Source organism: Micromonospora sp. A202 (assembly GCF_006715105.1).
Lineage (GTDB): Bacteria > Actinomycetota > Actinomycetes > Mycobacteriales > Micromonosporaceae > Micromonospora > Micromonospora zamorensis.
In genome coordinates, this window is sequence record NZ_VFMP01000001.1 from 5,858,661 (window position 1) to 5,883,716 (window position 25,056).

Annotated in this window: 22 protein-coding genes; 9 read left to right on the plus strand and 13 right to left on the minus strand. The window is 71.7% G+C overall.

Going from position 1 to position 25,056, the window contains the following annotated elements:
* Positions 1–72 precede the first annotated feature (72 nt).
* Together FBZ33_RS27065 and FBZ33_RS27070 are read left to right on the plus strand one after the other, a co-directional pair.
* A complete protein-coding gene (locus FBZ33_RS27065; protein ID WP_141911145.1) occupies positions 73–2,898 on the plus strand; it encodes an ABC transporter permease in 2,826 nt (941 codons plus the stop codon).
* A gap of 6 nt (positions 2,899–2,904) precedes the next feature.
* A complete protein-coding gene (locus FBZ33_RS27070) occupies positions 2,905–3,651 on the plus strand; it encodes an ABC transporter ATP-binding protein (RefSeq protein ID WP_141911146.1) in 747 nt (248 codons plus the stop codon).
* Positions 3,652–3,679: 28 nt separating this feature from the next.
* Here FBZ33_RS27070 and glmM read toward each other — a convergent pair whose 3' ends face one another.
* The 9 genes from glmM to FBZ33_RS27115 all read right to left on the minus strand — a co-directional run bounded on the left by glmM (position 3,680) and on the right by FBZ33_RS27115 (position 10,342).
* Positions 3,680–5,035, minus strand: a complete 1,356-nt coding sequence (glmM, locus tag FBZ33_RS27075) for a phosphoglucosamine mutase (protein ID WP_141911147.1) — start codon at positions 5,033–5,035, stop codon at positions 3,680–3,682.
* A 116-nt stretch (positions 5,036–5,151) separates the two neighbouring features.
* Positions 5,152–5,625 (minus strand): 30S ribosomal protein S9, encoded by a 474-nt coding sequence (gene rpsI / locus FBZ33_RS27080; RefSeq protein ID WP_088950196.1) that lies wholly within the window; start codon positions 5,623–5,625, stop codon positions 5,152–5,154.
* Positions 5,626–5,645: 20 nt separating this feature from the next.
* Positions 5,646–6,089 carry a 50S ribosomal protein L13 gene (gene rplM / locus FBZ33_RS27085; protein ID WP_030489638.1) on the minus strand — a complete coding sequence of 148 codons (444 nt, stop codon included), beginning with the start codon at positions 6,087–6,089 and terminating at the stop codon, positions 5,646–5,648.
* A 209-nt stretch (positions 6,090–6,298) separates the two neighbouring features.
* Positions 6,299–7,681 (minus strand): NarK/NasA family nitrate transporter, encoded by a 1,383-nt coding sequence (locus tag FBZ33_RS27090; RefSeq protein ID WP_141911148.1) that lies wholly within the window; start codon positions 7,679–7,681, stop codon positions 6,299–6,301.
* A gap of 128 nt (positions 7,682–7,809) precedes the next feature.
* Positions 7,810–8,103, minus strand: a complete 294-nt coding sequence (locus FBZ33_RS27095; protein ID WP_088950198.1) for a hypothetical protein — start codon at positions 8,101–8,103, stop codon at positions 7,810–7,812.
* A complete protein-coding gene (locus FBZ33_RS27100; protein ID WP_141911149.1) occupies positions 8,093–8,350 on the minus strand; it encodes a DUF6364 family protein in 258 nt (85 codons plus the stop codon). Before FBZ33_RS27100 ends, FBZ33_RS27095 begins: the two co-directional genes overlap by 11 nt.
* Before the next feature lie 90 nt (positions 8,351–8,440).
* On the minus strand, positions 8,441–9,136 hold the full coding sequence (locus FBZ33_RS27105) for a class I SAM-dependent methyltransferase (RefSeq protein ID WP_141911150.1): 696 nt from the start codon (positions 9,134–9,136) through the stop codon (positions 8,441–8,443).
* 250 nt (positions 9,137–9,386) lie between these two features.
* On the minus strand, positions 9,387–9,584 hold the full coding sequence (locus FBZ33_RS27110; protein WP_141911151.1) for a DUF397 domain-containing protein: 198 nt from the start codon (positions 9,582–9,584) through the stop codon (positions 9,387–9,389).
* Positions 9,575–10,342 carry a helix-turn-helix transcriptional regulator gene (locus tag FBZ33_RS27115; RefSeq protein WP_099848634.1) on the minus strand — a complete coding sequence of 256 codons (768 nt, stop codon included), beginning with the start codon at positions 10,340–10,342 and terminating at the stop codon, positions 9,575–9,577. The genes FBZ33_RS27110 and FBZ33_RS27115 overlap by 10 nt, the downstream gene beginning before the upstream one ends.
* Positions 10,343–10,621: 279 nt before the next feature.
* Between FBZ33_RS27115 and FBZ33_RS27120 the strand changes: the two genes are divergently transcribed.
* From FBZ33_RS27120 to FBZ33_RS27155, 7 genes are all read left to right on the plus strand, one after another.
* Positions 10,622–11,791, plus strand: a complete 1,170-nt coding sequence (locus FBZ33_RS27120) for a DDE-type integrase/transposase/recombinase (RefSeq protein ID WP_141908243.1) — start codon at positions 10,622–10,624, stop codon at positions 11,789–11,791.
* Between the two features lie 255 nt (positions 11,792–12,046).
* A complete protein-coding gene (locus tag FBZ33_RS27125; protein ID WP_141911152.1) occupies positions 12,047–12,262 on the plus strand; it encodes a hypothetical protein in 216 nt (71 codons plus the stop codon).
* A 445-nt stretch (positions 12,263–12,707) separates the two neighbouring features.
* The gene (locus FBZ33_RS27135) at positions 12,708–14,840 is read left to right on the plus strand and encodes a molybdopterin oxidoreductase family protein (RefSeq protein WP_141911154.1); all 2,133 of its coding nucleotides are present in this window, start codon (positions 12,708–12,710) and stop codon (positions 14,838–14,840) included.
* Positions 14,837–16,276: an FAD-dependent oxidoreductase gene (locus FBZ33_RS27140; protein ID WP_141911155.1), complete on the plus strand. Its 1,440-nt coding sequence runs from the start codon at positions 14,837–14,839 to the stop codon at positions 16,274–16,276. The genes FBZ33_RS27135 and FBZ33_RS27140 overlap by 4 nt, the downstream gene beginning before the upstream one ends.
* Positions 16,273–18,798, plus strand: coding sequence for a nitrite reductase large subunit NirB (nirB, locus tag FBZ33_RS27145; protein WP_141911156.1), 2,526 nt, complete (start codon positions 16,273–16,275; stop codon positions 18,796–18,798). Before FBZ33_RS27140 ends, nirB begins: the two co-directional genes overlap by 4 nt.
* A complete protein-coding gene (gene nirD / locus FBZ33_RS27150; RefSeq protein ID WP_141911157.1) occupies positions 18,795–19,142 on the plus strand; it encodes a nitrite reductase small subunit NirD in 348 nt (115 codons plus the stop codon). Before nirB ends, nirD begins: the two co-directional genes overlap by 4 nt.
* On the plus strand, positions 19,142–20,230 hold the full coding sequence (locus FBZ33_RS27155; protein ID WP_088950205.1) for a uroporphyrinogen-III synthase: 1,089 nt from the start codon (positions 19,142–19,144) through the stop codon (positions 20,228–20,230). The genes nirD and FBZ33_RS27155 overlap by 1 nt, the downstream gene beginning before the upstream one ends.
* A gap of 47 nt (positions 20,231–20,277) precedes the next feature.
* Here FBZ33_RS27155 and FBZ33_RS27160 read toward each other — a convergent pair whose 3' ends face one another.
* From FBZ33_RS27160 to FBZ33_RS27175, 4 genes are all read right to left on the minus strand, one after another.
* A complete protein-coding gene (locus FBZ33_RS27160; protein WP_088950206.1) occupies positions 20,278–20,901 on the minus strand; it encodes an ATP/GTP-binding protein in 624 nt (207 codons plus the stop codon).
* Positions 20,882–21,247, minus strand: a complete 366-nt coding sequence (locus FBZ33_RS27165; protein WP_088950207.1) for a DUF742 domain-containing protein — start codon at positions 21,245–21,247, stop codon at positions 20,882–20,884. Before FBZ33_RS27165 ends, FBZ33_RS27160 begins: the two co-directional genes overlap by 20 nt.
* An 89-nt stretch (positions 21,248–21,336) precedes the next feature.
* Positions 21,337–21,744, minus strand: coding sequence for a roadblock/LC7 domain-containing protein (locus FBZ33_RS27170; RefSeq protein ID WP_007465177.1), 408 nt, complete (start codon positions 21,742–21,744; stop codon positions 21,337–21,339).
* Positions 21,741–24,908: a nitrate- and nitrite sensing domain-containing protein gene (locus FBZ33_RS27175; RefSeq protein WP_141911158.1), complete on the minus strand. Its 3,168-nt coding sequence runs from the start codon at positions 24,906–24,908 to the stop codon at positions 21,741–21,743. Before FBZ33_RS27175 ends, FBZ33_RS27170 begins: the two co-directional genes overlap by 4 nt.
* Between the last annotated feature and the right edge of the window lie 148 nt (positions 24,909–25,056).

The window sequence follows — 25,056 nt, forward strand, 5'->3', positions numbered from 1 at the left end:
ACCTCCGGTACGGGTCTTGCATTGTCACAATGTATCGCGCAGAGTGGGAGACAGCACACGGGGAGGCGCGACATGCTCGGCTTCATCTGGAGACAGCTGCGCGGCCGTGCGGGGCGGTCGGTGGCGCTGGTGATCGGCGTGCTGGTGGCCACCACCGGCTTCGTGGTCCTGACGGGCGCCACCACCACCTCTCGCCTGGACGTCACCGGCACTGTCGAGCGCAACACCCGGGTCGCCTACGAGATCCTGGTCCGTCCGAAGGGGACCCGCACTCCGCTCGAAGCCGAGCGTGGGCTGGTCCGCCCCAACTATCTCTCCGGGCTCTTCGGCGGCATCACCGCGCAGCAGTACGAGCAGGTGAGGGCAGTCCCCGGCATCGAGGTGGCGGCACCGATCGCGATGCTCGGCTATTCCACCACCCTGCTGCCGACGCCGATCGACCTCACCGAGGCCGTCGACCGCTCGCTGGATCGCCAGGTCATCCGGGTCGACCCGACCTTCCACGCCGAACGTGGTCTCTCCAGCGCACCGGGCAAACCCCGGTACGTGTACGTGACCACGAAGCCGTTGATCTACCCCCGGATCGACTGGGGAACCGACGGTGACGCCGTACCGTACTCCGACGGGCGGTCCTATTCCTGGTCGGACACCTGCGGACCGACCCCGCGCGAGGTGCAGCCGGACGGGCGCAGCCTTCCCATCTGCGACCCGGGATACGGGCTGCTGGGCAACCCGGGCACCTACTCCGAGCGCGAGGACTGGTCCCTGCACGCCGTCCAACTGCTGCCCGACGGCCGGTTCCAAGCCGACTCCTACATCCTCGCGACCGACCGGGACGGCTCCTCCACACCCTCCGACCGGCTGGTGATGGCGTACGACCTGACCGTGCCGTTCCTCCTGGCTGCGGTCGACCCCGTGGCCGAGGAACAACTTGTCGGCCTCGACGAGGCCGTGGTCACCGGTCGGGCCGTGCGCACCGACGACACGGTCGCCGTCAACCGCCGAGGCACAGCGGACAACTACGAGGTCCCGGTCCTCGTCACCAACCGACCCTTCATCGACGAGTCGCTGGCAGCCAGGTTCACCCGACTCGCGATCAGCCCGGCCGGGGTGGAGGCGATCGACCTGGAGAAGACGTTGAGCCGCCCTGGCGGGACTCCGGCCGGGTCCGGTCGGTACGACCTCACCGCCGGGCACCAGGCGATGCTGACCGAGGAGCTGTCGCCGGGCGGGTGCTGCGTCGGTCAACTCCAGAGCGTCGTGCAGTCGAGCGACGTGCAGTACGACCGGCTGCCCGACGGCACCCTGCGGGCCCGCGCGCAGCCGCCCGGCAACCCTGAGGTGTACGGCCAGGAGAAGGCGTACAACCCACTGCCCCGGCCCTGGCTGGCCGACGACACCGGTTCCCGGTCGATACGGGCGCTGCCGCTACCCACCGGCGGAAGCACGGCCAATCGTTTCTGGCGGGCCGTCGGTGTCTTCGACCCGGGCCGGCTGGCCGGCTTCAGTGACCTCGGCCAACTGCCGCTGGAGACCTACCAGGCGCCGACGGCACAGGGTGCCGACGACCGCAGCCGGGCAGCGCTGGGCGGTCAGCCGCTGGCACCCAGCGGAAACCCCGCCGGCTACCTGTCGGCGCCACCGCTGCTCCTCACCAACCTCGGCAGCGTCCCGAAACTCCTGGAGGGCGGCGGCGGGGCACAGGCCACGGCCCCGATCAGCGCGATCCGGGTACGGGTGGCCGACGTCGGCGGCTACAGCGAGCGCTCGGCCGAACGGGTCCGGCTGATCGCCGAGCAGATCGCGGCACGCACCGGGCTGGACGTCGACATCACCCTCGGCTCGTCGCCCGCACCGCAGACCGTGGAGCTGCCCGCGGGCTCGTTCGGCCGGCCGATGCTGCGGCTGACCGAGAGCTGGTCGGCACTCGGCGTGGCCTCGATCATCACCCAGGCGGTGGACCGCAAGAGCCTGGTGCTCTTTGTGCTGGTGCTGGTGGTCTGCGTGCTGTTCCTCGCCAACGCGGTCAGCGCGGCCGTCCGGGACCGACGCTCCGAGCTGGCGGTGCTCTCCTGTCTCGGCTGGCCGGTCCGCCGCATCGCGGCGCTGATCCTGGGCGAGGTCGCTCTCCTCGGGCTCATCGCGGGTCTGCTCTCACTGGCCCTCGCGGTCCCGCTCGGGATCGCGCTCGGCATCGACGTCGACTGGCGGCGGTCGGCCCTGGCCGTACCCATTGCCCTGCTGCTCTCGCTGGCCGCCGGCCTGGTGCCGGCGCTGCGGGCCGCGCGCGCCCACCCGGCCGCCGCCCTCCGCCCGATCGTCGCTCCCGCCGGCTGGGTACGCCGGCCCCGCACCCTCTTCGGGTTGGCCCTGGTCAACCTGGCCCGCACCCCCGGACGCACGTTCCTCGGCGCCGGCGCGCTGGCGATCGGGGTGGCCGCGCTGACGCTGGTCAGTGCCGCCGCGTGGGCGTTCCGGGGTGCGATCGTCGGCAGTCTGCTCGGCGATGTGGTCTCGCTGAGCGTCCGCGGCGCGGACACCGTGGCCGCCGCGGCCACCGTGCTGCTCGGCGCCGCGGCGGTCGCGGACGTGCTCTACCTGAACATCCGTGACCGGGCCGCCGAGCTGGCGACCCTGCGGGCGATCGGCTGGACGGACGCCGAACTCGGCCGGCTGGTCGGCTACGAGGGGCTGGCGCTGGGGCTCGTGGGGTCGACGACCGGCGCGGCGGTCGGCCTGGCCAGCGCGGGTTGGCTGATCGGCACCATTCCGGGAGCGCTGCTCCTGGTGGCCGCGCTGGTCGCGCTGGCGGGCGCCCTGGTGAGCACTGTCGCCGCGCTGGTGCCCGCCGCCCTGTTGCCGCGTCTGCGGCCCGCCCGACTACTGGCAGAGGAGTAGCAGACCATGAGCGAGCAGAGCGGCAGTGCGATCTCGGTCGACCACCTGGCACGAGGATTCGGCAGCGGTGCGGACCGGTTGACGGCGGTCGACGACGTGTCCCTGACCATCGCGGCCGGCTCGGTGGTGGCGCTGACCGGGCCGAGCGGGTCGGGAAAATCGACGTTGCTGCACCTCATCGGTGCGATCGAGCAACCCGACGAGGGCTCCGTCGTCGTCGACGGCGTGGTGGTCAACAACCTGCGCCGCGCCGCGCTGGCCCGTTACCGGCAGCGGGTGGGGTTCGTCTTCCAGCGCTACCACCTGCTGCCGGCGCTCACCGTGCTGGACAACGTGATCGCCCCGGTGCTGCCGCAGCGCGGCCGGGCCGACCACGCGGCACGGGCCCGGGAGCTGCTCGACGCGGTCGGTCTGACCGGGCGGGAGCGGGCCCTCCCGGTGCAACTCTCCGGTGGCCAGCAGCAACGGGTGGCCATCGCCCGGGCACTGATGGGCGCACCGGGTCTGCTGCTGGCCGACGAGCCCACCGGCAACCTCGACTCCACCACCGGCGGGCAGATCCTCGACCTGCTGCTCGACCTTCGCGACCGGCACGGCATGACCATCCTGCTCGCCACCCACGAACAGGCCATCGCCGCCCGCTGCGACCGGTTGATCCGCCTGAACGACGGACGTGTCACCGAGGACCTCGACCTCACCGACGGCGAGGACCCGGCCGAGACGTACGAACGGGCGGCCCGGCTACGGCTGTGACGGCACAGCCGTAGCCGGGCCGGCGGTTTCAGCCGACGGGGCTGGCCGTGCGGACCAGCTCGGCGATCCGCTCGGCGACCTCACGGGCGGTCGCCTCGGTGGCCGCCTCGACCATCACCCGGACCAGCGGCTCGGTGCCCGACGGGCGCAGCAGCACCCGGCCGGTCTCACCCAGCTCCGTCTCGGCCCGCTCGACCTCGGCGCGCACGGCCGGCGCAGCGGCACCGACGGTCCGGTCGCCGACCGGCACGTTGATCAGCACCTGGGGCAGCTTGGTGACCACCGACGCCAGCTCGGCGAGGGACTTGCCGGTGGCCGCCATCCGGGCCATCAGGTGCAGGCCGGTGAGCACCCCGTCGCCGGTGGTGGCGTGGGCGGGCATCACGATGTGACCGCTCTGCTCACCGCCGAGCGCCAGCCCGGAGGCGCGCAGCTCCTCCAGCACGTACCGGTCACCGACCTTGGTCTCGATCAGCCGGATGCCCTGCGCGGACATCGCGAGCCGCAGCCCGAGGTTGCTCATCACGGTGGCCACCAGGGTGTCCTGGGTGAGCGTGCCGGCATCCCGCATGGCCAGCGCGAGGATCGCCATCACCTCGTCGCCGTCCACCTCGTCGCCGTCGGCGGTGACCGCCAGACAACGGTCGGCGTCGCCGTCGTGGGCGATGCCCAGGTGGGCGCCGTGCTCGACCACGGCCTCACGCAGCGCCTCGATGTGGTTGGAGCCGCACTCGTCGTTGATGTTCAGGCCGTTCGGCTCGGCATGGATCGCGATGACCTCCGCGCCGGCCTCCTGGTAGGCGACCGGGGCGACCTCGGCGGCGGCGCCGTTGGCGCAGTCGACCACGACCTTGATGCCTTCGAGCCGGTGCGGCACGGTGCTGACCAGGTGCTGGACGTAGTGGTCGGCGCCGTCGAGAAGGTCATGCACGCGGCCGACGCCGGCACCCACCGGGCGGTCCCAGGCGGTGGTGGCGTTCGTCTCGACGGCCGCCTCGATCTGCATCTCGATCTCGTCGGGCAACTTGTGCCCGCCCGCGGCGAAGAGCTTGATGCCGTTGTCCGGCATCGGGTTGTGCGACGCGGAGAGCATCACCCCGAGGTCGGCCTTGGTCTCTGCCGTGAGGAACGCCACCGCGGGGGTCGGCAGCACGCCGACCCGCACCACGTCAGCGCCGGCGCTGGTCAGACCGGCGACCACGGCCGCCTCCAGCATCTCGCCGCTGGCCCGGGTGTCCCGACCGACGACGGCGAGCGGCGGGTGGCTGCGGTCCGTCTCGGCGAGCGTGTGCGCGGCGGCCACAGCGAGCGCCAACGCCAACTCTGGGGTGAGATCCGCGTTTGCCCGCCCGCGTACGCCGTCCGTGCCGAACAACCGACCCATACCCGCCAACCTCCGATGAGCACTGCCAATGAGGAGAAAGCGGAACGGCCGACCCACCTCCCCCTAGCGGGGAGGCGGACCGGCCGTCCGTCAGAAGTACAACGCGCTGTTGAAGATCAGCGCTTCGAGTACTGAGGAGCCTTACGGGCCTTCTTGAGGCCGTACTTCTTGCTCTCCTTGACCCGGGCGTCCCGGGTCAGGAAGCCGGCCTTCTTCAGGGCCGGGCGGTCGTCCGGGTCGTTGATGATCAGCGCACGGGCGATGCCCAGCCGAAGCGCGCCGGCCTGCCCGGTGGTGCCGCCGCCATGCAGGTTGGCGATGACGTCGAACTGCTCGGGCTTCTCGGCGGTGACCAGCGGGTCCTTGATGAGCTGCTGGTGCACCTTGCTCGGGAAGTACGCCTCGAGGTCCTGGCCATTGCAGGTGATCTTGCCGGTGCCCGGGACGATACGGACCCGGACGATGGCCTGCTTGCGGCGGCCCACGGTCTGGATCGGCCGGTCACCGCGAGGCGCGCGGGCGACGGGCGCCGGCGCCTCGGTGGCCTCAGGGGCTTCCGGGGCGACCTCGGTCTCGGTGATGTCGGTCATGCTGCTTCCTTCGCCCGCGCTCACTGCGCGATCTGCTTGATCTCGAACGGCACCGGCTGCTGCGCGAGGTGCGGGTGCTCGGCACCGGCGTAGACCTTCAGCTTCTTGATCAGCTGACGGCCGAGCTTGTTGTGCGGGAGCATCCCCTTCACGGCCAGCTCGATGGCCCGCTCGGGGCGCTTGGTCAGCAGCTCCTCGTAGCCAATCTGCTTCAGACCACCCGGGTAACCGGAGTGGCGGTAAGCAACCTTGGTCTGGCGCTTGTTGCCGGTCAACGCAACCTTGCCCGCGTTCACGATGACGACAAAGTCGCCCGTGTCGACGTGCGGCGCGAAAGTCGGCTTGTGCTTACCACGCAGCAACGTGGCGGCGTGGGTGGCCAGGCGGCCCAGCACGACATCAGAGGCGTCGATGACGTGCCACTGACGCTCGATCTCACCCGGCTTCGGGCTGTACGTACGCACAGGTCTACCTTGTCTCGTCGTCGGTCTGGGGTCGCGCGCCGAGGTGACCAGATCTTGCAGGCCGGACCAGCGCGCACGAACGACCAAGCGTACCTGATGGGGCACGCCTCTGGATGTCGTACAACAGCAGGCAACGATACCCGGCGCCCCGTCCGCAGGTCAAAACGGGGGTGCGCTCGTGCGCGGCGACACGCCAGCCGTGGTCCAGCTCACACGTTGGCGAGCCGATCGGCCCTCGGCCGGAGGTAGACGACCCAGGTGACCGCGAAACACAACGCGTACCAGCCGATGAAGGCCAGGTAGGCGGCGTCGGCGTTGCCGGAGCTCAGGAACGACTGTCGGAACGAGATGTTGACCAGCACCCCGCCGGACGCCCCGACGGCACCCGCGATGCCGATCAGCGCGCCGGTCATCCGCCGCGCCCACCGCGCGGCGGCCTCCGGATCGCGGCGACCCGACGTCACGGCGTCCGCCGCCCGGGCCCGGAAGATCGCCGGGATCATCTTGTAGGTGGAGCCGTTGCCGATGCCGGAGAAGACGAACAGGGCGAGGAACCCGGCCAGGTAGAGCCCGAACGACCGTTCCCGGGCGGCGTACAGCACGGTGCCCGCGCCGGCCGCCATCGCCACGAAGTTCCAGAAGGTAACCCGGGCACCGCCCAACCGGTCGGCCAGGTGCCCGCCCAGCGGGCGGATCAGCGAACCGACCAGCGGGCCGAGGAAGGTCAGCCAGGCGGCGTCGACCGGGGTGGGGAACCGCTCGGCGAACTGGAGCTGGAGCACCTGACCGAAGGCGAAACCGAACCCGATGAACGAGCCGAAGGTGCCGACGTAGAGCACCGACATGACCCAGGTGTGCGGGTCGCGGGCCGCCTCACGCAGCGCGCCCGGCTCGTTGCGCGCCCCGGGCACGGTGTCCAACCAGCGGGCCGCGGCCAGCGCGGCCAGCACGATCAGCGGCAGGTAGACCGCCGGCACCAGACGGGGGTACGCGGCACCGGCGGTGGCGAGGACCGCCAACCCGACCAGTTGCACCGCGGGTACGCCGAGGTTGCCGCCGCCGGCGTTGAGCCCGAGGGCCCGGCCCTTGAGTCGCTGTGGGTAGAACAGGTTGATGTTCGCCATGGAGGAGGCGAAGTTGCCGCCACCGACGCCGGTCAGGCAGGCGAGCACCATCAGCGTGGAGTAGGACACCCCGGGTTCCAGCAGCACCGTCATCGGCACCGTGGGCACCAGCAGCAGGAGCGCGCTGATGATCGTCCAGCGCCGCCCGCCGAAGCGGGCCACCGCCAGCGTGTACGGCAGGCGCAGCACCGCGCCCAGCGCGGCCGGCACGGCGGTGAGCAGGAACTTCCCGGCCGGGTCGATGCCGTACGCGGGGCCGAGGAAGAGCACGGTGACCGACCAGAGGCTCCACACCGAGAAGCCGACATGCTCGGCGAAGATCGAGACCCAGAGGTTGCGCCGGGCGATGGGCGCGCCCGTCACCCGCCAGAAGTCGGGGTCCTCGGGGCGCCAGTCGTCGAGCCGGCGCGCGCGCCCGGTGGCAGCCGGCGGCCGGGTGGTGACTGCGGTGCTGGTGAGCGTGCTCACGGCGGCTCCTCCTCGTCGATGTGACGAGGAGGAACGCTAGGAATGCCCGGTTACCTGGCAGTGCCCGTCGCGGGTCGGCCCGGAAACGGGGACCGCACCACGGGCCGACGGCGGTGGTGAGGTCGTGCTCAGAGCTGTTGCAGGATGCGCAGCGCGCGGCCGACCCGGATCATGGTGTCGGTGTCGGCGACGTCCACGCAGTCGGTGAACCACTTCTTCATGGGCGAGGAGATGCGGTCGGGCATCACCACGTACCGGCCCATCGACACGGCGAGCGGCGAGTCGCGCAGCAGCGACTCCTCCACCACCTCGACCACGATCACGATGGGTACGTCGGTGGAGTTGTAGACGTCCGAGCTGACCACGAGGCCGAGGCGTTCCCGGGCGCCCTCGATGCGCCAGACCTCTCCCCTACGCAGCACGCGGTCGTCCGCCGGAGAGCAGGTCGTTGACCATGCCCGCCTCGCGGGCGTCGGCGAGAGCGGCGGACTCCAGGTCCAGACCGGCACGGCCCACGGCTGCGGCGTGCGCGGTGAACACCTCGCGCAGCGCCTTCTCGCGGGCGGCCTGGTCCATCCATGCGGAGAGCGACAGCCCTTCGCGCTTGGCGAACCGCCGGGCCTCCTCGATCGTCTCGTCGGTAAACGACAGAGTCACCTTGGCAGTCATGTCGCTGAGACTACCCACCGGTGTGACCGACAGTCATCCACGCGACCGCCGGCTCGCCCCCCGACGTAGAAACGCACATACCGGCGGTGTTCACCGGGCCCGGCCGCCGAACACCGCGAAGCGCCACTCCTTGAAGTAGCAGTCGACGTCGACCAGGCCCGCCTCGGCGAGCCACCGACACTGGTCGGCGACCGTCGCCGGCCGGTCGTGCCGCATCCGCTCCCGGGATGCGGCAATCTCCTCACCGGACGCGCCCAGCTCGGTGATCCGCTGCATCCACACCTCGTCATAGCGACGGTCCAACTCCGGAGTCGGGCCGGCGACCTGCTCGGCGTTGACGAACACCCCGCCGGGCGCGAGTGCGCCGGCAGCCCTCCGGTAGAGCGTCCGCTTGCCCTCCTCGTTGAGGTGGTGGATCGCCAGCGCGCTGACCACCGCGTCGTACCGGCCGGCGGGCAGCGGATCGGCCAGGTCGGCCCGGACCGTCCCGTGCGGCACCGACCGGGCGTCCAACTGCTCGGTGGCGCGGGCGAGCATCGCCGGCGCCCCGTCGACCAGGGTCAGCCGGACACCGGGCACCGCGGCGGCCAGCAGCAGCGAGAGCAGGCCGGTGCCGGCGCCCAGGTCCAACACCTCCGGCGTACGACCGGCGGCGAGCGCGGCCCGCAGCGGTGGCGCGGCCACCTCGACCGCCGTGCCGTAGAAGGCGTCGAAGCAGGGTACGAGCCGCCTGCGCGCCTCGTCGTAGGTGCCGGCCACCGCGTCGAAGACGTCCGTCACGCTCATCGCGCTCTCCCAATTATTGAGACAACTTTCCCACATTATAAGCCAATGAACGACGCTGATGTCGTCAGCGATTCAGCTCCAAAGGATCCGGCTCGCACCTCCCACCGCACGCAAAGTCACAGCGGATTCCGCCGCAACGGAGCCGGAACGGTTGGTGTGGTCAGTCCGGTCGCGCCTGCGTTTCCTGGCGGGGACTGATCCCGGACACACGAAGGCCCCCGGCGAACCGGGGGCCTCTGCGTGATGCTGATCAGGCCGGGTCGTGTGCCTTCGCCATGCCGACGAACGCCCGCCAGGCCGCTGACCCGAAGACCAACGCCGGCCCTGCCGGGTCCTTCGAGTCCCGCACGCCGACGATGCCAGGCAGGTTGTCCGCAACCTCGACGCAGTCGCCGCCATTGCCGCTGCTGCGGGTGCTCTTACGCCACCGCGCGCCGGTCAGTTCCATGTCTTCGCCATCTCCGTAAGTAGATCGACGGATTGCCAGTGGGACAGCGCCTCGCCGCGCACGTTCTCCCACGCGGCCAGCATCGCCGCAATGTCCTCGGCACCGGTGACGACTTGCCCCTGAAGCTGATTGTCGAGGTAGCCGGCAATGCGATGCTCGGGCCCCACGGCGATCACGAAGGGACCGTTCAGGCCAGCGTACGCGCCGACGGTAGAGGGGACGATGTGCACACGGACGTGCGGGGCCTCGCAGGCGGTGATGAGGGCCTGCACCTGCTCACGCATGATGGCTCGCCCGCCGACTGGCCGCCGCAACACGCCCTCGTCAACAACGGCGGTGAAGTGTGGCGGGTCTTCACGGGCCAGGATGCTTTGCCGGGCGAGTCGTGAGGCCAGGTGCCGCTCGACGTCGCTGCGGGCGATGACGTCGGCTCCGGCCAGCACGGCGCGAGCGTATGCCTCGGTCTGGAGCAGGCCGGGGAGGACGGTCGACTGAAACGACCGCAGCGAGATCGCCTCGCGCTCGATCTCTTGCCATGGTCGGAACCAAATTGGCTCGCGGCGTCTTGAAGTGTCCGGCCAGATGTCTCCTATGGGCCGTCGGAGCGCACTCGCCGCCGCCTCCCGGTGTCGGGGGTGCGGAATGTGGTCGTGGTTCAGCCAGCGCGCGACCGTCTTTCGATCGACCCCGACCAGCCCTGCCAGGGACTCAATCGAGTGCCCCGTCTCGGTTAGCGCGGCGCGTAGCGCATCGTTCACGGCTCCCCCATCGGATGCGCGGAATGTCTCGCGACCATATCGATACGGGCTGTTTTTGTCCCATCACTGGCCGCAAGGTGGGTTCAGGCGGCGCGGCCGGCAGGGATCACGGAACCCGGCGGACGCGTTCGTATCGGGGCCGCCCTCGGCCTGCCAGAGATCTTGGACAGTTTCCGTTACGCCAGAACTATTCAGTCCCATGACATCTGTCAGTGTTGAAATCCCGATACATGTGTCACTTGGTAGGGATCTTGGGCGTGCTGGTGAATGGTGCCTGGCATGGCTTCTCGGCGGCGTGTCATGAACCTGCTCGATGCCCAGTTGGCTGCTGGGGTGCGGGTCAACGCCGCTGAGTTCGCGCGCGAGCATGGTGTGTCGGTCCGTACCGTGTACCGGCATCAGGCGCGGATCCGGGACGTGGGCGAATGGCAGGAGCGGTCCCGGCGGCCGCGTATCAGTCCGCGGGTGACGCCACCGGAGCTGGATGCGTGGATCTGCAAGCTGCGCGTCGAACTCGGCCTGGACAACGGGGCCGACTTCATCCACGACGCCCTGATCGAGCTGCACAACGCTACTGCTCCGGCGTGGCGGGTGCCCTCAAGGTCGACGATCAACCGGGTCCTGGGCCGGCATGACCTGCTCGAACGGAACCCGGCGAAACGGCCGCGCAGCTCGTTTCGACGCTTCGTCTACGCCCGGCCCCGAGACTGCTACCAGATCGACGCCACGAACGTCCGGCTCGCCGACGGCAGCCTCGCCGCGGTCTTCGACGTCTTGGACGACTGCACCCGAACCCTCGTCGGCTGTCACACCACGACCGCGGAGACCGCCGAAGGCGCGGTCACCGCGGTCAGGCAGGCGTTCACCGAGTACGGGGCCCCGGCGATCGTGTTGTCCGACAACGGCACCGCGTTCACCAGCCGCCTGACCCGACCCGGATCGATCTCCACGTTCGTCCAGTACCTCCTGCAACACAATGTCCGGCCGATCAACTCCAGCCCCTACCACCCCCAGACCTGCGGCAAGGTCGAACGCCACCACCAAACCCTCAAGAAATGGCTGAGCACCCAACCCACCCCCAACACCTGCCCCGAACTGCAGAACCTGCTAGACGCCTACCGCCGCTACTACAACACCGAACGACGCCACAGCGCCCTGCCGCGACGCGCCACCCCCGCCCAGGCATGGACAGACGCCCCCAGCCTCGGCGGGCCGACCAGCCTGCCCAGGCAAACCGACGCCACCCTGCACCGCTGCCTCGTAGGCAGCACCGGCGCCATCACCGTCGCCGGGCACCGCACCAGCGTCGGCACCACCCACGCCGGCGCCACCGTCACCGCCATCCGCGACCAAAACCGAATCACCATCTACAACCGCGACGGACAACCCCTCGGCCACTTCCACCTCAACCCCGACCGGACCTACATCAGCCTCACCCGAGCAGCCTGATCAACAACTCATGACACATCTATCGGGACTTCCCCTTGACACATGTCTCGGGACACGACAGTTACGCCAGAACGGAAACTGTCCAAGATCTCCACAGGCGAGCACGCACGGGGCGGCTCCTTCCCACAGCGACGACCAGGGGAGCGCACCGTGCCGGACACACCGCCCGATTGGAGCCCCGAGCCGGAGTCCAAACCGCGGAAGCCGCGCACGGGTGACGTCCTGCACCTGACCCGCGCCACGAGTGTCCAGTTCATGCGCCCGATCTTCGTCCGCGTGATTCGCGTTCTCGACTGGCCGACGTACGACGGGTGGCTGTGGATCGACGGTTACGAGCTGGCCGGGAATGGTGACGCGGTCGCGCGCCGGTCCCTGTTCGTGATGCCCGCAGGCCTGATCTGGCCGGACCCGCCCGCCCGTCGCCCCACCATCCGCACGCCCGTCAAGCGCGGTCCGGTGAAAGTCGGATGACCCGCCGCCCTCGCCCTCACCATCCGATGCGCCCGGCGTGGCTCTGCCGTAACTGCGCCGCTCCCTGGCCGTGCTCGCCGGCTCAGCTACACCTCGCAACCGAGTTCTACGGCCATTCGATCGCCCTGGCGTTCTATCTGGCAGCGAACATGCAGGACGCGCTCGACGACCTGTACTCCGTGGGCGTTCGTCCTGACCCGCGAGCACTTCACGCCCGCTTCCTGGGCTGGCTGTCCCTGACCCGCCGACCACACCGCGTCGACTTGCGCTGACCGCCCCCGCGAGATGAGGTCCGCTACCGCCGCGCTGGTCGAGCGTCCGTCCGGGGCGATCGCTGGCGACCATCCGTCCTCTGCCGTGCCCGCGTGCGGTGTGAGCCCCACTTGACAGGACCGAAACAGAAGAGACCCGGACCGGAAACCGCCCGGCGGCACGCTTTGCCGACATGACAGACGGTGCATGGTCGGCAACTCGACCGGGGCTGGCGCCCCGGGAGGTGGCGACGCACTGCCCGTACTGCGCGCTGCAGTGCGGCATGACGCTGCGCGAGGACGACACCGGGGTCTCGGTCCACCCCCGCCAGTTCCCCACCAACCGGGGCGGGCTCTGCCAGAAGGGTTGGACCGCCGCCGAGCTGCTCGACCACCCGGAGCGGCTGACCACTCCCCTGCTGCGCGACCCGGCCACCGGTGAGCTGCGCCCGGCGAGCTGGGACGCCGCGCTCGACCGGGTCGTCACCGGCATCCGCGCGGTCCAGCAGGACGCCGGCCGGGACGCGGTCGCCGTCTTCGGTGGCGGCGGCCTGACCAACGAGAAGGCGTACGCGCTGGGAAAGTTCGCCCGGATCGGGCTGCGCACCCGGCACATCGACTACAACGGACGGTTCTGCATGTCCTCGGCGGCGGCGGCCGGGATGCGCGCCTTCGGCATCGACCGTGGGCTGCCGTTCCCGCTGGCCGACCTGGGCCGGGCCGACACTCTGCTGCTGGTCGGCGCGAACCCGGCGGAGACCATGCCGCCGCTGGTGCGCTGGCTCACCGAACAGCGCCGGGGCGGCGGCCGGCTGATCGTCGTCGACCCCCGGGTCACCGCCACGGCCCGCCAGGCCGACCTGCACCTGCAACCGCTGCCCGGCACCGATCTCGCGGTGGCCAACGCGTTGCTGCACATCGCCCTCACCGAGGGGTGGGTCGACCGGTCCTACGTGGCCGAACGCACCACCGCCTTCGAGGCGGTTCGCCGCAGCGTCGCCGCCTGGTGGCCGGCCCGCACAGAGCAGCTCTCCGGTGTGCCGGTGGCCGACCTGGAAGAGACCGCCCGCGCGTTGGGCACCGGCGGTCGCGTGATCATCCTGACCGCGCGCGGCGCCGAGCAGCACGCCAAGGGCGTCGACACGGTCACCGCGTACGTCAATCTCGCCCTCGCCCTCGGCCTGCCCGGCCGCGACGGTTCGGGGTACGGCTGCCTCACCGGCCAGGGCAACGGCCAGGGCGGGCGGGAGCACGGGCAGAAGGCCGACCAGCTCCCCGGCTACCGGCGGATCGACGACCCGGCGGCCCGGGAGCACGTGGCCGGTGTCTGGGGGGTGCCGGCCGACGAGCTGCCCGGCCCGGGTGTGCCGGCCTACCAGCTGCTCGACTCGCTCGGCACACCGAACGGCCCCCGCGCGTTGCTGGTGTTCGGCTCCAACCCGGTGGTCTCCGCACCCCGGGCGTCCCGGATCGAGGGCCGGTTGCGCGATCTCGACCTGCTGGTCGTCGCCGACCTGCTGCTCTCCGAGACGGCCGCGCTGGCTGACGTGGTGCTGCCCACCGCGCAGTGGGCGGAGGAGGACGGCACCATGACCAACCTGGAGGGTCGGGTGCTGCGTCGCCGGGCGCTGCGCCCACCCCCACCGGACGTCCGGACCGACCTGGACATCATCTCCGCCCTCGCGGCGAGACTGGCCCCCGACGAGGCCGCGGCCACCGAGGCTGCAGCCCGGTTCCCGGCCGACCCGGCCGCCGTCTTCGCCGAGCTGCGCCGCGCCTCCGCCGGCGGGATCGCCGACTACGCCGGCATCAGCTGGGCCCGGATCGACGGCGACGACGGCGTCTGGTGGCCCTGCCCGACCGAGGACGGGCCGGACACACCACGGCTGTTCGCCGAACGGTTCGCGACCCCGGACGGCCGGGCCCGGTTCCACCCCGTCGACCACCGGCCGGCCGCCGAGGAGGTCTGCTCCGCGTACCCGTTGCACTTCACCACCGGCCGGGTGCTGGCGCAGTACCAGTCCGGCACCCAGACCCGCCGGGTGCCCGCGCTGCGGCGCGCCGCCCCGGAGGCGTTCGTCGAGCTGCACCCCGACCTGGCCGCCCGGCTGGGCATCGGCGACGGCGACCCGGTGCGGGTGACCTCACGCCGGGGTGAGCTGTGCGCCCCGGCGCGCCTCAGCGCCGGGATCCGACCGGACACCGTGTTCGCGCCGTTCCACTACCCGGGTGCGGGACGGGCCAACTCGGTCACCAACGACGCGGTGGACCCGATCTCCGGGATGCCCGAGTTCAAGATCTGCGCGGTACGGGTGGAGAAGGCATGACGGCCCGGGTGGTGATCGTCGGCAACGGGATGGCGGGCGCCCGCCTCGCCGGCGAGCTGCACGCCCGCGAAGGGGACCGGAAGGTCACAGTGCTCGGGGCGGAGCCGCACCGCGCGTACAACCGGATCCTGCTCTCCACCCTGCTGGCCGGCCGGATCGACGAGCCGGACGTGGAGCTGACCGAGGCCGCCGGGCACGGCATCGACCTGCGCAGCGGCGTACCGGTGGCCGCGATCGACCGGTACGCCCGGGAGGTACGCACCAACGACGGCGAACGCATCTCCTACGACCACCTGGTGCTGGCCACGGGCGCACGGGCGGTGGTGCCGCCACTGCCCGGCCTCGACTCGGCGGACCTGCCGGAGCGGGTCGTCCCGTTCCGGACCCTGGACGACTGCCGGCGGATCCTCGCCGCGGCTGACGGCGCACGCACCGCGCTGGTGCTCGGCGGGGGGCTGCTCGGCCTGGAGGCCGCCCGAGGGCTGGCCAGCCGAGGGCTCGCCACCACAGTGGTGCACCCGAGGGAACACCTGATGGAACGGCAGCTCGACCCGACGGCCGGTGCGGTGCTCGCCGGCACCCTCGCCGGATTCGGCGTCACCGTGCAGCTCGCGGTGCCGGCGACCGGTGTGGCCGCCGACGCCACCGGCGTCCGCCTCGACCTGGCCGACGGCCGGACGTTGCGCGCCGACCTGCTGGTGCTCTCCTGCGGCGTACGCCCGGACACCGCCCTCGCGCGGGCCGCCGGGCTGAACGTCCGGCGCGGCGTGGTGGTGGACGACCGGCTCCGCACCGACGACCGGGCCATCTCGGCGATCGGCGACTGCGCCGAGCACGACGGTGTGCTCACCGGGCTGGTCGCACCTGCCTGGGCCCAGGCACGGGTGCTCGCCGACGTGCTGACCGGGACGGACCCGCTCGCGCGGTACCGGCCCCAGCCGGTGGTGACCCGGCTCAAGGCCGCCGGGATCGACCTGGCCTCGATGGGTGACGCGGTCAGTGGCGGGCCGGGTGAGGAGCTGACCTTCACCGACCCGGCCCGGGGCACGTACGCCCGGCTGCGGATCCGCGACGAGCGGCTGATCGGCGCGATCCTGCTCGGCGACAACCCGGCCGTCGGCACGGTGATCCAGCTCTTCGACCGTGGTCATCCCGTGCCGGCCGACCGGCGGGCGCTCCTGCTCGGCCGGGCACTCGGCACGGTCGGCGCGACTCCGGCCGCCTCACCGGCGCTGATGCCGGACGCGGCCACTGTCTGTCAGTGCAACACGGTGAGCAAGGGCGCACTCGTACGGAGCTGGCGCTCCGGGGCCCGGACCGTCGACGCGGTGGTGGCGGCGACCCGCGCCGGCACCGGATGCGGCGGGTGCCGGGACGCGGTGGGCGGCATCGTCGACTGGCTGAGCCAGGCGGAATCGGTGGAGGTGACGCGATGAGCGGCGGCGATCTGGTCGTCATCGGCAACGGAATGGTCGGGCAGCGCTTCGTCGACGCGCTGCGCGCCCGTGACCCGGAGGGTCGCTGGCGGGTGACAGTGCTGGCCGAGGAGCGGCGCCCGGCGTACGACCGGGTGCGACTCTCGGCGTACTTCGACGGGGTGGGTGAGAGCGAACTCAACCTGTACACACCGCACGACGGGGTGCGGCTGCGTCTGGGCGAGCCGGCCACCTCCATCGACCGGGCCCGGCAGGTGGTGACCACCGGCGTCGGCGAGTGCCACTACGACGCGCTGGTGCTGGCCACCGGCTCGTACGCGTTCGTGCCACCGGTGCCCGGCGCGGAGCTGCCCGGGGTGTTCGTCTACCGGACCCTGGACGACCTGGCGGCGATCCGGGCGTACGCCTCCGGCCGGCGGGTCGGCGCGGTGATCGGTGGCGGGCTGCTCGGGTTGGAGGCGGCGAACGCGCTGCGGCTGCTCGGCCTGAGCACCGACGTGGTCGAGTTCGCGCCCCGGCTGATGCCGGTTCAGGTGGACCAGGCCGGTGGCGCGATGCTGCGGCGCTACGTCGACGAGTTGGGCGTACGGACCCACCTCGGGGTGGCGACCAGCGCGATCCGACCCGGCCCGGACGGGGCGGTCGCCGCACTGGAGTTGTCCGACGGTGGCGTGCTCGACGCCGAGCTGGTGGTGGTGGCCGCCGGCATCCGGCCCCGGGACCAGCTGGCCCGGGACGCCGAGCTGCCGCTGGGCCCGCGCGGCGGGGTGCTGGTCGACGCGACCTGCCGCAGCGCCGACGAGCGGATCTGGGCGGTCGGCGAGTGCGCGGCGGTCGACGGCACCTGCCACGGCCTGGTCGCACCCGGGTACGCGACGGCCGAGGTGGTGGCCGACCGGCTGGTCGGTGGCGCGGCCACCTTCCCGGGCGCGGACACCGCCACCAAGCTCAAGCTGCTCGGCGTCGACGTGGCCTCGTTCGGCGACGCCCACGGCACCACCCCGGGCTGTCTGGACGTCACGTTCACCGATCCGGCCACCCGGGTCTACGCGAAGCTGGTGCTCTCCGACGACGCGCACACGCTGCTCGGCGGGGTGCTGGTCGGTGATGCCAGCGCGTACCCGACGTTGCGGGCCAGCGTGGGCGGCCCGCTGCCGGCCGCGCCGCTGGCGTTGCTCGCCCCGGACGGCGGTGGGGCGGACGCGGGTGCGCTGCCCGCCGCCGCCCAGGTCTGCTCCTGCAACGCGGTGACCCGGGGCGACGTGGACGCCGCCATCGCCGACGGCTGCGCGGACGTGCCGGCGTTGAAGGCGTGCACCAGGGCCGGCACCAGCTGCGGTTCCTGCGTGCCGATGCTCAAGCAGCTCCTGGACGCGGCCGGTGTGGCGCAGTCCAGCGCCCTCTGCGAGCACTTCGACGTCAGCCGACGGGAGCTGTTCGAGATCGTCCGCGTACGCGGGATCCGCACCTTCTCCCGACTGGTCGCCGAGCACGGCCGGGGGCGCGGCTGCGACATCTGCAAGCCGGTGGTGGCGTCGATCCTCGCCTCGCTGGGCAGCGGCCACGTGCTCGACGGTGAGCAGGCGTCGTTGCAGGACACCAATGACCACTTCCTGGCCAATCTGCAACGCGACGGCAGCTATTCGGTGGTGCCCCGGATCCCGGGCGGTGAGATCACCCCGGAGAAGCTGATCGTGATCGGTGAGGTGGCCCGGGACTTCCAGCTCTACACGAAGATCACCGGTGGGCAGCGCATCGACCTGTTCGGGGCGCGGGTGGAGCAGTTGCCGCAGATCTGGCGGCGGCTGGTGGACGCCGGCTTCGAGTCCGGTCACGCGTACGGCAAGGCGCTGCGGACGGTGAAGTCCTGCGTGGGCGAGACCTGGTGCCGGTACGGCGTACAGGACTCGGTTGGGCTGGCTGTCGCGTTGGAGCTGCGTTACCGAGGGCTACGGGCTCCACACAAGATCAAGTCAGCGGTGTCCGGCTGCGCCCGCGAATGCGCCGAGGCGCGCAGCAAGGACTTCGGCATCATCGCCACCGAGACCGGCTGGAACCTCTACGTCGGCGGCAACGGCGGCTTCCGCCCCCGGCACGCCGACCTGTTCGCCACCGACCTGTCCACGGAAACGCTGATCTCGCTGATCGACAGGTTCCTCATCTACTACATCCGCACGGCCGACCGGTTGCAACGCACGGCCGGTTGGATCGAGGCGATGGACGGCGGCCTCGACCACCTGCGCGCGGTGATCGTGGACGACTCGCTCGGGCTCTGCGCCGAACTGGACGCGGCAATGGCCCAGCACGTGTCGTCGTACTCCGACGAGTGGCGCGACGTGCTCGACGACCCGGACCGGCTCCGCCGCTACACCTCCTTCGTCAACGCGCCCGACGTGCCCGACCCGTCCATCACCTTCGCCCGGGAACGCGGCCAACCGGTGCCGGTGCGCGAGCACCCCCCGGGCGGATTCGAGCACCGTCGGCAACCGGTCACCCTGGGCCTACCGGAGGTACGGCGATGAACCTGACCACCACGCTGAGCTGGACCGCTGTCTGCCCCCTCGACCGCCTGGAACCGGACCGAGGGGTCGCCGCCCTGGTCGACGGGGCACAGATCGCCCTCTTCCACACCGAGGACGGGTTGTTCGCGATCGACAACCGCGATCCGGTCTCCGGGGCGTACGTGCTGTCCCGGGGCATCGTCGGCAGCCGCGGCGGAGTGCCGACGGTCGCCTCGCCGCTGCACAAGCAGGTGTACGACCTGCGCAGCGGGCACTGCCTCGACCTGCCCGGGGTGGCCGTGGCACGGCACGACGCGCGTTGCCGCGACGGGCTGGTCGAGGTGCGGCTGCGACAGGAGGCTTGATGCGGGAAGAACTGGCGGGCTTCACCATCGGGGTGACCGCCGACCGGCGGCGCGACGAGTTGGCCGCGCTGCTCGAACGCCGGGGCGCCCGGGTGGTGCTCGCCCCGGCGTTGCGGATCGTGCCGCTGTCCGACGACACCGAGCTGCGCGAGGCGACCCGCGCGTGCCTCGACCAGCCGCCGGACATTCTGATGGCAAACACCGGCATCGGCATGCGCGGGTGGCTGGAGGCGGCCGAGGGTTGGGGGCTGGCCGAGCCGCTGCGTTCGGTGCTGGCCAGCTCGTACGTGGTTGCCCGTGGCCCGAAGGCACGTGGCGCGATCCGTGCGGCCGGGCTGCACGACCAGTGGTCACCGGCCTCGGAGAGCTGCGACGAGGTGGTCGACCACCTGCGCCGGCGAGGTGTGGCCGGGCAGGTGATCGCCATGCAGCTGCACGGTGAGCGACAGCCCGAGTGCACCCTCGCGCTGGAGGCGGCCGGTGCCACAGTCATCGAGGTGCCCGTCTATCGCTGGGCCCCACCGAGCGACCCGGCGCCGCTGCACCGGCTGATCGACCTGATCGCCGGCCGACTGGTGGACGCGGTGACCTTCACCTCGGCGCCGGCGGCCGAGGCGCTGCTGCGGGCAGCCGGCGACCGCACCGACGCGCTGCTCACCGCGTTCCGCGGCGACGTGCTCGCCAGCTGCGTCGGCGCGGTGACCGCCGAGCCGCTGCTCCGGCGCGGGGTGCCGGTGAGCGCCCCGGGCCGGGCCCGGCTGGGGGCGCTGGTGCGGACGATCGTCGACGAGCTGCCCCGCAGGACCGTGACGTTCAAGGCCGGCGGGCACCTTCTCACGCTGCGCGGGCACGCCGCGGTGATCGACGGCGAGTTGCGACCGCTCGCCCCCGCCCCGATGGCCGTGTTGCGCGCCCTGGCCCAGTCGCCTGGTCGGGTGCTGTCCCGCACGGCGCTGCTGCGGACGCTGCCCCGGGGCGCGGACGAGCACGCGGTGGAGATGGCGGTGGCCCGTCTACGGGCCGGCCTGCGCGCGCCCCGCGTGGTGCAGACCGTGGTGAAGCGCGGCTACCGACTCCGGGTGGACTGACGCGTCATGGCCGACCGGCGTGCGCCGGCCGGCCATGACCCGACGGCTCAGCCGACAGGCGTGGGAAAACCCCGCCCGTGCTCGGCCTCAAGGCGGAGCATGGCGTGCTCGACCACCGTCACCAGCACCTGCTTGACCGAGTCCCGGTGCCGGGCGTCGGTCATCACCAGCGGCACCTGCGGCGAGATGGCCAGCGCCTCGCGGACCTCCTCCAGCTCGTACTGGGGAGCACCGTCGAACCGGTTCAGGGCCACCACGTACGGCAGGTTGCGGTTCTCGAAGTAGTCCAGCGGGGCGAACGCGTCGGTGATCCGGCGCGTGTCCACCAGCACGGCGGCACCCACCGCCCCTCGGATGATCTCGTCCCACATGAACCAGAACCGAGTCTGACCCGGTGTACCGAAGAGGTACAGGATCAGGTCCTGGGCCATCGTGATACGGCCGAAGTCCATGGCGACCGTGGTGGTCTCCTTGCCCGGCACCTTGGACGGGTCGTCGATGCCGACACCCGCCGCTGTCATCAACGCCTCTGTGGTCAGCGGTGTGATCTCGGAGATCGCCCCGACCAGTGTCGTCTTACCGACGCCGAAGCCGCCCGCGACGACGATCTTCGCGGAGACGATTCCCCGGCCCGGCCGCCCCCTAGCGGGGTCATAGCCTGCGAAGTCCACTTAGCACCCTTCCAAGCAGTTCCATCCGCTCCTCGAACCCCTCGGCGGGAGCAGCAGTGTGTAACGTCAGCAGGCTCTCGGCCACCATGTCGGCGACCAACACCCGGGCGACGCCCAGCGGCATCCGGGTGTACGCGGCGATCTCCGCCAGCGACTGTGCTCGGCCCTCACAGACCGTGGCGATTCGGTGCTTGTCATGCCCGGCGAAGCGGGACTCGGCAACCTGGGTGAGCGACGCGGTCAGGACGGCCTCCAGGGCGATGTCCTGTCGAGGTTCGGTACGACCCCGGGTGACCGCGTACGGACGCACCAGCGCGCCACGCGGGTCAACGCGCCGTTGGTCCATTCCCGATCACCTCCCCGTCCACTGTAGAGCTCGGCCAGTGCCGCCTTTCGTCCTGCTTCGGCGCGCGGTTCGAGCGCCGTCTTCCGGTGCTAGGAGCGCACCGCGTCACGCGGCAGCGGCACCAGCGCGGCACCCACCCGCTCGACCAGCAGGGCCATCTCGTAGCCCACCTGGCCCACGTCGCAGCTGCGCGCGGCCAGCACGGCCATCGACGATCCGTCGCTGATCGACATCAGGAAGAGATACCCGCTGTCCATCTCGATGACTGTCTGCAACACCCCGCCCGCGCTGAACATCCGGGCTGCGCCCTCGGTCAGGCTCACCACACCGGAGGTGATCGCGGCGAGCTGATCCGCCCGGTCCCCCGGCAGGTCCCGGGAGGACGCGAGCAGCAGCCCGTCGGCGGACACCGCCACCACGTGGGCGATACCCGCCACGCTGTCGGCGAAGTTGGTGAGCAGCCAACCCATGTCCTGCATGGCAGCTGGCCTGTTCATCGGCTCTCCTTGGTCGAGGTGCTGTTCAGGTCCGTCCCGGCCGTCCGACCGCGCTGCACACCGCGGTGGTAGGCCGACAGCAGACCTCGTACTTCATCCGGGGTCCGCCGGCTGCGGTCCCGGCCGCTCTTCGGTTCGATGCCGCCCGGCACGAGCTGTTGCTGCGGCACCCGCTTGGGCAACCCGGAACGGGTGGTCCCGGCGGGAGCCGGCTCGGCCGCCCTGCTCGCACGGGACCAGCCCTCGTCGGCCGCAGTCCGCCAGGCGCCCGGGTCCACCGAGGGCGCACTGGGCGCGGCCGGTGCCGGTCGGGCCGCCGGAGGCGGCGTGTACGACGGCGGCGCTGCGGGCGGCGCGCCGAAGCCGCCGCCGGTCGCGGTGCCATGGCCTGCGGCACCCGACGTGCTGGTGCCATGGCCTGCGCCATCCGGCGTGCTGGTGCCGTCGGTGTTGGAACTGCCCGGGGTACGGGTCGGCAGTTTCGGCCGGGCCGGCGCGGCGGGCGGCACGGACCCGGCACTCGACTGAGCGCCGTTGCCCGAGCGCAGGCCGGCGTCGGCCGGAGCGTCGAAATTCGGTCGGGTGAAGATCGCGGTGGCGTCGTCGCCGTGCGACCGGAACCAGACCGCCTCCATCTCCCGGAAGATCGGCGCCTCGGCCGGGAAGTCCGGCCGGGTGCTGACCGGTGCGGCGGGTACCGGCGGAGCAGCGGGTGCCGGGGGCGCGGCGGGCGGTGCCACCGCGCCGAGGCCGGCGACCGGCCCTACCGGCAGACCCGGCGTCGCGCCACGCCCGTCGGCGGTGTCCGGGGTCGAGCCGCGCCGGGGCAGCGGATCGATGGTCGGGTAGGCCACTGTCGGGCTGCCCGCCGAGGCGCCCGCGCCGTTGCTGTACGCGGGCCGCGCCGGCGGGAGCGGGGCGACGGGGGCCGGTGCCGCCGGAGCTGCCGAGCGGGTGCCGGCGTAGCCACCCGCCTGTACCGGAGAGTTGGTGTCCCGCGAGTCCAGCGGGGACTGCCACTGGGCGGGTGCCGGTGGGCTGCTCCGCCACTGGTCGGGCAGCGTCGCCGCCGAGGTCGCGGCACCGGCGAACTGCTCGCTGTGACCGACCGGCGTGAGCGGCGTCTGCTCCACGGCCATCGGTTGACGCGGCCGCGTGAGCGCCTGGTCGCGTCCCCGGTTGCTGGGCAGCACCACAGTGGCGGCGGGCAGCGTCACCTGGGCGACGGTGCCGCCCTCGACGTTGCGGCGCAGCTCGACCCGGATGCCGTAGCGGGAGGCGAGCCGACTCACCACGGCCAGACCCATCAGCCGGAACGCGGCGACGTCGACGCTCGGCGGGGCGGCCAACCGACGGTTGAGCGAGTCGAGCTGTTCGTCGGTGAGGCCGAGCCCGCGGTCCTCGATCTGGATCAGGACGTAGTCACGGATGCGGCGACCGTCGGCCACCACAGTGGTGTTCGGTGGCGAGAACCGGGTGGCGTTGTCGAGCAGCTCGGCGACGAGGCGTACCACGTCGTTGACAGCGTGCGCGGCCACCGAGATGTCGGTGTCGACCGTCCCGAACTCGATGCGGTTGTACAGCTCGACCTCGGACTGGGCAGCGCGCAGGACGTCCACCACCAGCGCGTTGTCGTGGCGCGGTGCGGCGGAGTCGGCGCCGGCCAGGACCAGCAGGTTCTCGTCGTTGCGGCGCATTCGGGTGGCCAGGTGGTCGAGCTCGAAGAGCTGCGCGAGCCGCTTCGGGTCCTCCTCGCCGCGCTCGATCGCGTCCAGCTCGCCGATCATCCGGTCGACCAGGGTCTGACTACGACGTGCCAGGTTGAGGAACATCGCCGAGACGCTGGTACGCAGCGCAGCCTGCTCGGCGGCGACCCGTACCGCCTCGCGGTGGACGACGTTGAAGGCCAACGCCACCTGACCGACCTCGTCGCGGGTGTTGAGCTGGATCGGGTCCCGGACCTGGCGGACGATCTCCTCCACCCCGCCGTCGCCCACGCTGCCCATGGTCTGCAGCCGCTGCACCGCGTCCGGCAGGTCGTGGTTGGCCACCGAGAGGGCGCCCTCACGCAGCCGGCGCAGCGAGTGGTTGAGCGAGCGGGCCAGCACCACTGCCAGCGAAATGGCGATGATCAGGGTCAGCAGCACCAGGATCGACTCGACCACGGCCTGCCGGATGACGTCCGAGCGTGCCTCGTCGGCCTGCTGGAGCAGGCGGTCCTGCAGTTGGATCTCGGCCCAGCGCATCAGGTCGTTGACCGCGCCGATGGCGGCGGTGGCGTCCTGCGCGGTGACCAGCGGGCGCTGCCCGACCGAGCGGGTGATGTCGGTGGCCACCCGGTCGGCCAGGCCGACCGCGTCACCGGAGACGGTGCTGTCGACCAGGGCGCGCTGCGCCGGGTCGGCGGCCAGCGAGAACGCGACCAGGGCTTCCTGCTGACCGGTCAGCGTCGCCACGAAGGAGGAGAACTGCTCCGAGTCGAGCTGACCCGCCGTCAACGCGGTGTAGGCGACCGCCTGCTCCTCGGCGACGGAGGCCTTGGCGCGGGCGAAGGCGGAGACCGCACGCCGGCTGTCCCCCAGGCTCTCGTCGCCGGGCAACTGGGCCAGGCCGTCACCGTACGAGACCAGGTCGGTGAGGATCACGCCGTAGCGGAGAACCGCTTCGGCAACGGCCATCTGCCGGCCGTCGAGCACCTCCTGGCGGGTGCCGTCCAGGGTTGCCAGGTGGTCGTCGATGGCGACCAGCCGCTCGCGCAGGGCGGTCGGCACCTCGCCCACCCGGCCCCGCTCGGCGCGGTACTCGTCCACCTGCTGCTGCGTCTGGCGGACCCGCAGGTTGTACGCAGTGCGGTATTTGTCCACCTCCTGCTGCGATGTGGCCAGGTAGGCCGCGGCGGCCATCCGCTCGGCCTGAAGGTCCTGAGTGAGGGCGCTGACGTCGATGGAGAGGGCCGTCAGCGATCGGGCCTGGGTGGCGTCGAAGGCACCCTCGCCAATGGAGATCAGGCGGACCGTCGCCAGCGCGATCACCGCCGCCACCGGGACAACCAGGATCAGGGCCAGCTTGGACCGGATCCGGGCGTCGCGCAGTCTCGGCAACCCTCGGCGGGGACGCCGAGCGCTGTCGCCGAGCGCGGGCAGGGTCGTCGGTCCGGTGCTCACGACATCGCCTCCGTCGTTTCTTCCCCGCCTGAGCCGCCGAGCCATGCCGTAAGCGGAGGGGACCACGCGCGGCACGGCCGCGATTTCATCAGAGAAGATCGGGTTTGGGAAGCCGCAGTGAGGTAGGAAACGGTCGGACGGAGCGCAT

What these genes read in the sequence shown, in the direction of transcription:
- FBZ33_RS27140 (WP_141911155.1), top strand. Translation starts at nt 14,837, where the DNA reads ATGACGGCCCGGGTGGTGATCGTCGGCAACGGGATGGCGGGCGCCCGC.
- FBZ33_RS27065 (WP_141911145.1), top strand. Translation starts at nt 73, where the DNA reads ATGCTCGGCTTCATCTGGAGACAGCTGCGCGGCCGTGCGGGGCGGTCG.
- FBZ33_RS27120 (WP_141908243.1), top strand. Translation starts at nt 10,622, where the DNA reads ATGGCTTCTCGGCGGCGTGTCATGAACCTGCTCGATGCCCAGTTGGCT.
- FBZ33_RS27135 (WP_141911154.1), top strand. Translation starts at nt 12,708, where the DNA reads ATGACAGACGGTGCATGGTCGGCAACTCGACCGGGGCTGGCGCCCCGG.
- FBZ33_RS27165 (WP_088950207.1), bottom strand. Translation starts at nt 21,247, where the DNA reads ATGGACCAACGGCGCGTTGACCCGCGTGGCGCGCTGGTGCGTCCGTAC.
- rpsI (WP_088950196.1), bottom strand. Translation starts at nt 5,625, where the DNA reads ATGACCGACATCACCGAGACCGAGGTCGCCCCGGAAGCCCCTGAGGCC.
- FBZ33_RS27155 (WP_088950205.1), top strand. Translation starts at nt 19,142, where the DNA reads ATGCGGGAAGAACTGGCGGGCTTCACCATCGGGGTGACCGCCGACCGG.
- FBZ33_RS27170 (WP_007465177.1), bottom strand. Translation starts at nt 21,744, where the DNA reads ATGAACAGGCCAGCTGCCATGCAGGACATGGGTTGGCTGCTCACCAAC.
- FBZ33_RS27105 (WP_141911150.1), bottom strand. Translation starts at nt 9,136, where the DNA reads ATGAGCGTGACGGACGTCTTCGACGCGGTGGCCGGCACCTACGACGAG.
- FBZ33_RS27110 (WP_141911151.1), bottom strand. Translation starts at nt 9,584, where the DNA reads ATGGAACTGACCGGCGCGCGGTGGCGTAAGAGCACCCGCAGCAGCGGC.
- FBZ33_RS27100 (WP_141911149.1), bottom strand. Translation starts at nt 8,350, where the DNA reads ATGACTGCCAAGGTGACTCTGTCGTTTACCGACGAGACGATCGAGGAG.
- nirB (WP_141911156.1), top strand. Translation starts at nt 16,273, where the DNA reads ATGAGCGGCGGCGATCTGGTCGTCATCGGCAACGGAATGGTCGGGCAG.
- FBZ33_RS27070 (WP_141911146.1), top strand. Translation starts at nt 2,905, where the DNA reads ATGAGCGAGCAGAGCGGCAGTGCGATCTCGGTCGACCACCTGGCACGA.
- FBZ33_RS27125 (WP_141911152.1), top strand. Translation starts at nt 12,047, where the DNA reads ATGCGCCCGATCTTCGTCCGCGTGATTCGCGTTCTCGACTGGCCGACG.
- nirD (WP_141911157.1), top strand. Translation starts at nt 18,795, where the DNA reads ATGAACCTGACCACCACGCTGAGCTGGACCGCTGTCTGCCCCCTCGAC.
- glmM (WP_141911147.1), bottom strand. Translation starts at nt 5,035, where the DNA reads ATGGGTCGGTTGTTCGGCACGGACGGCGTACGCGGGCGGGCAAACGCG.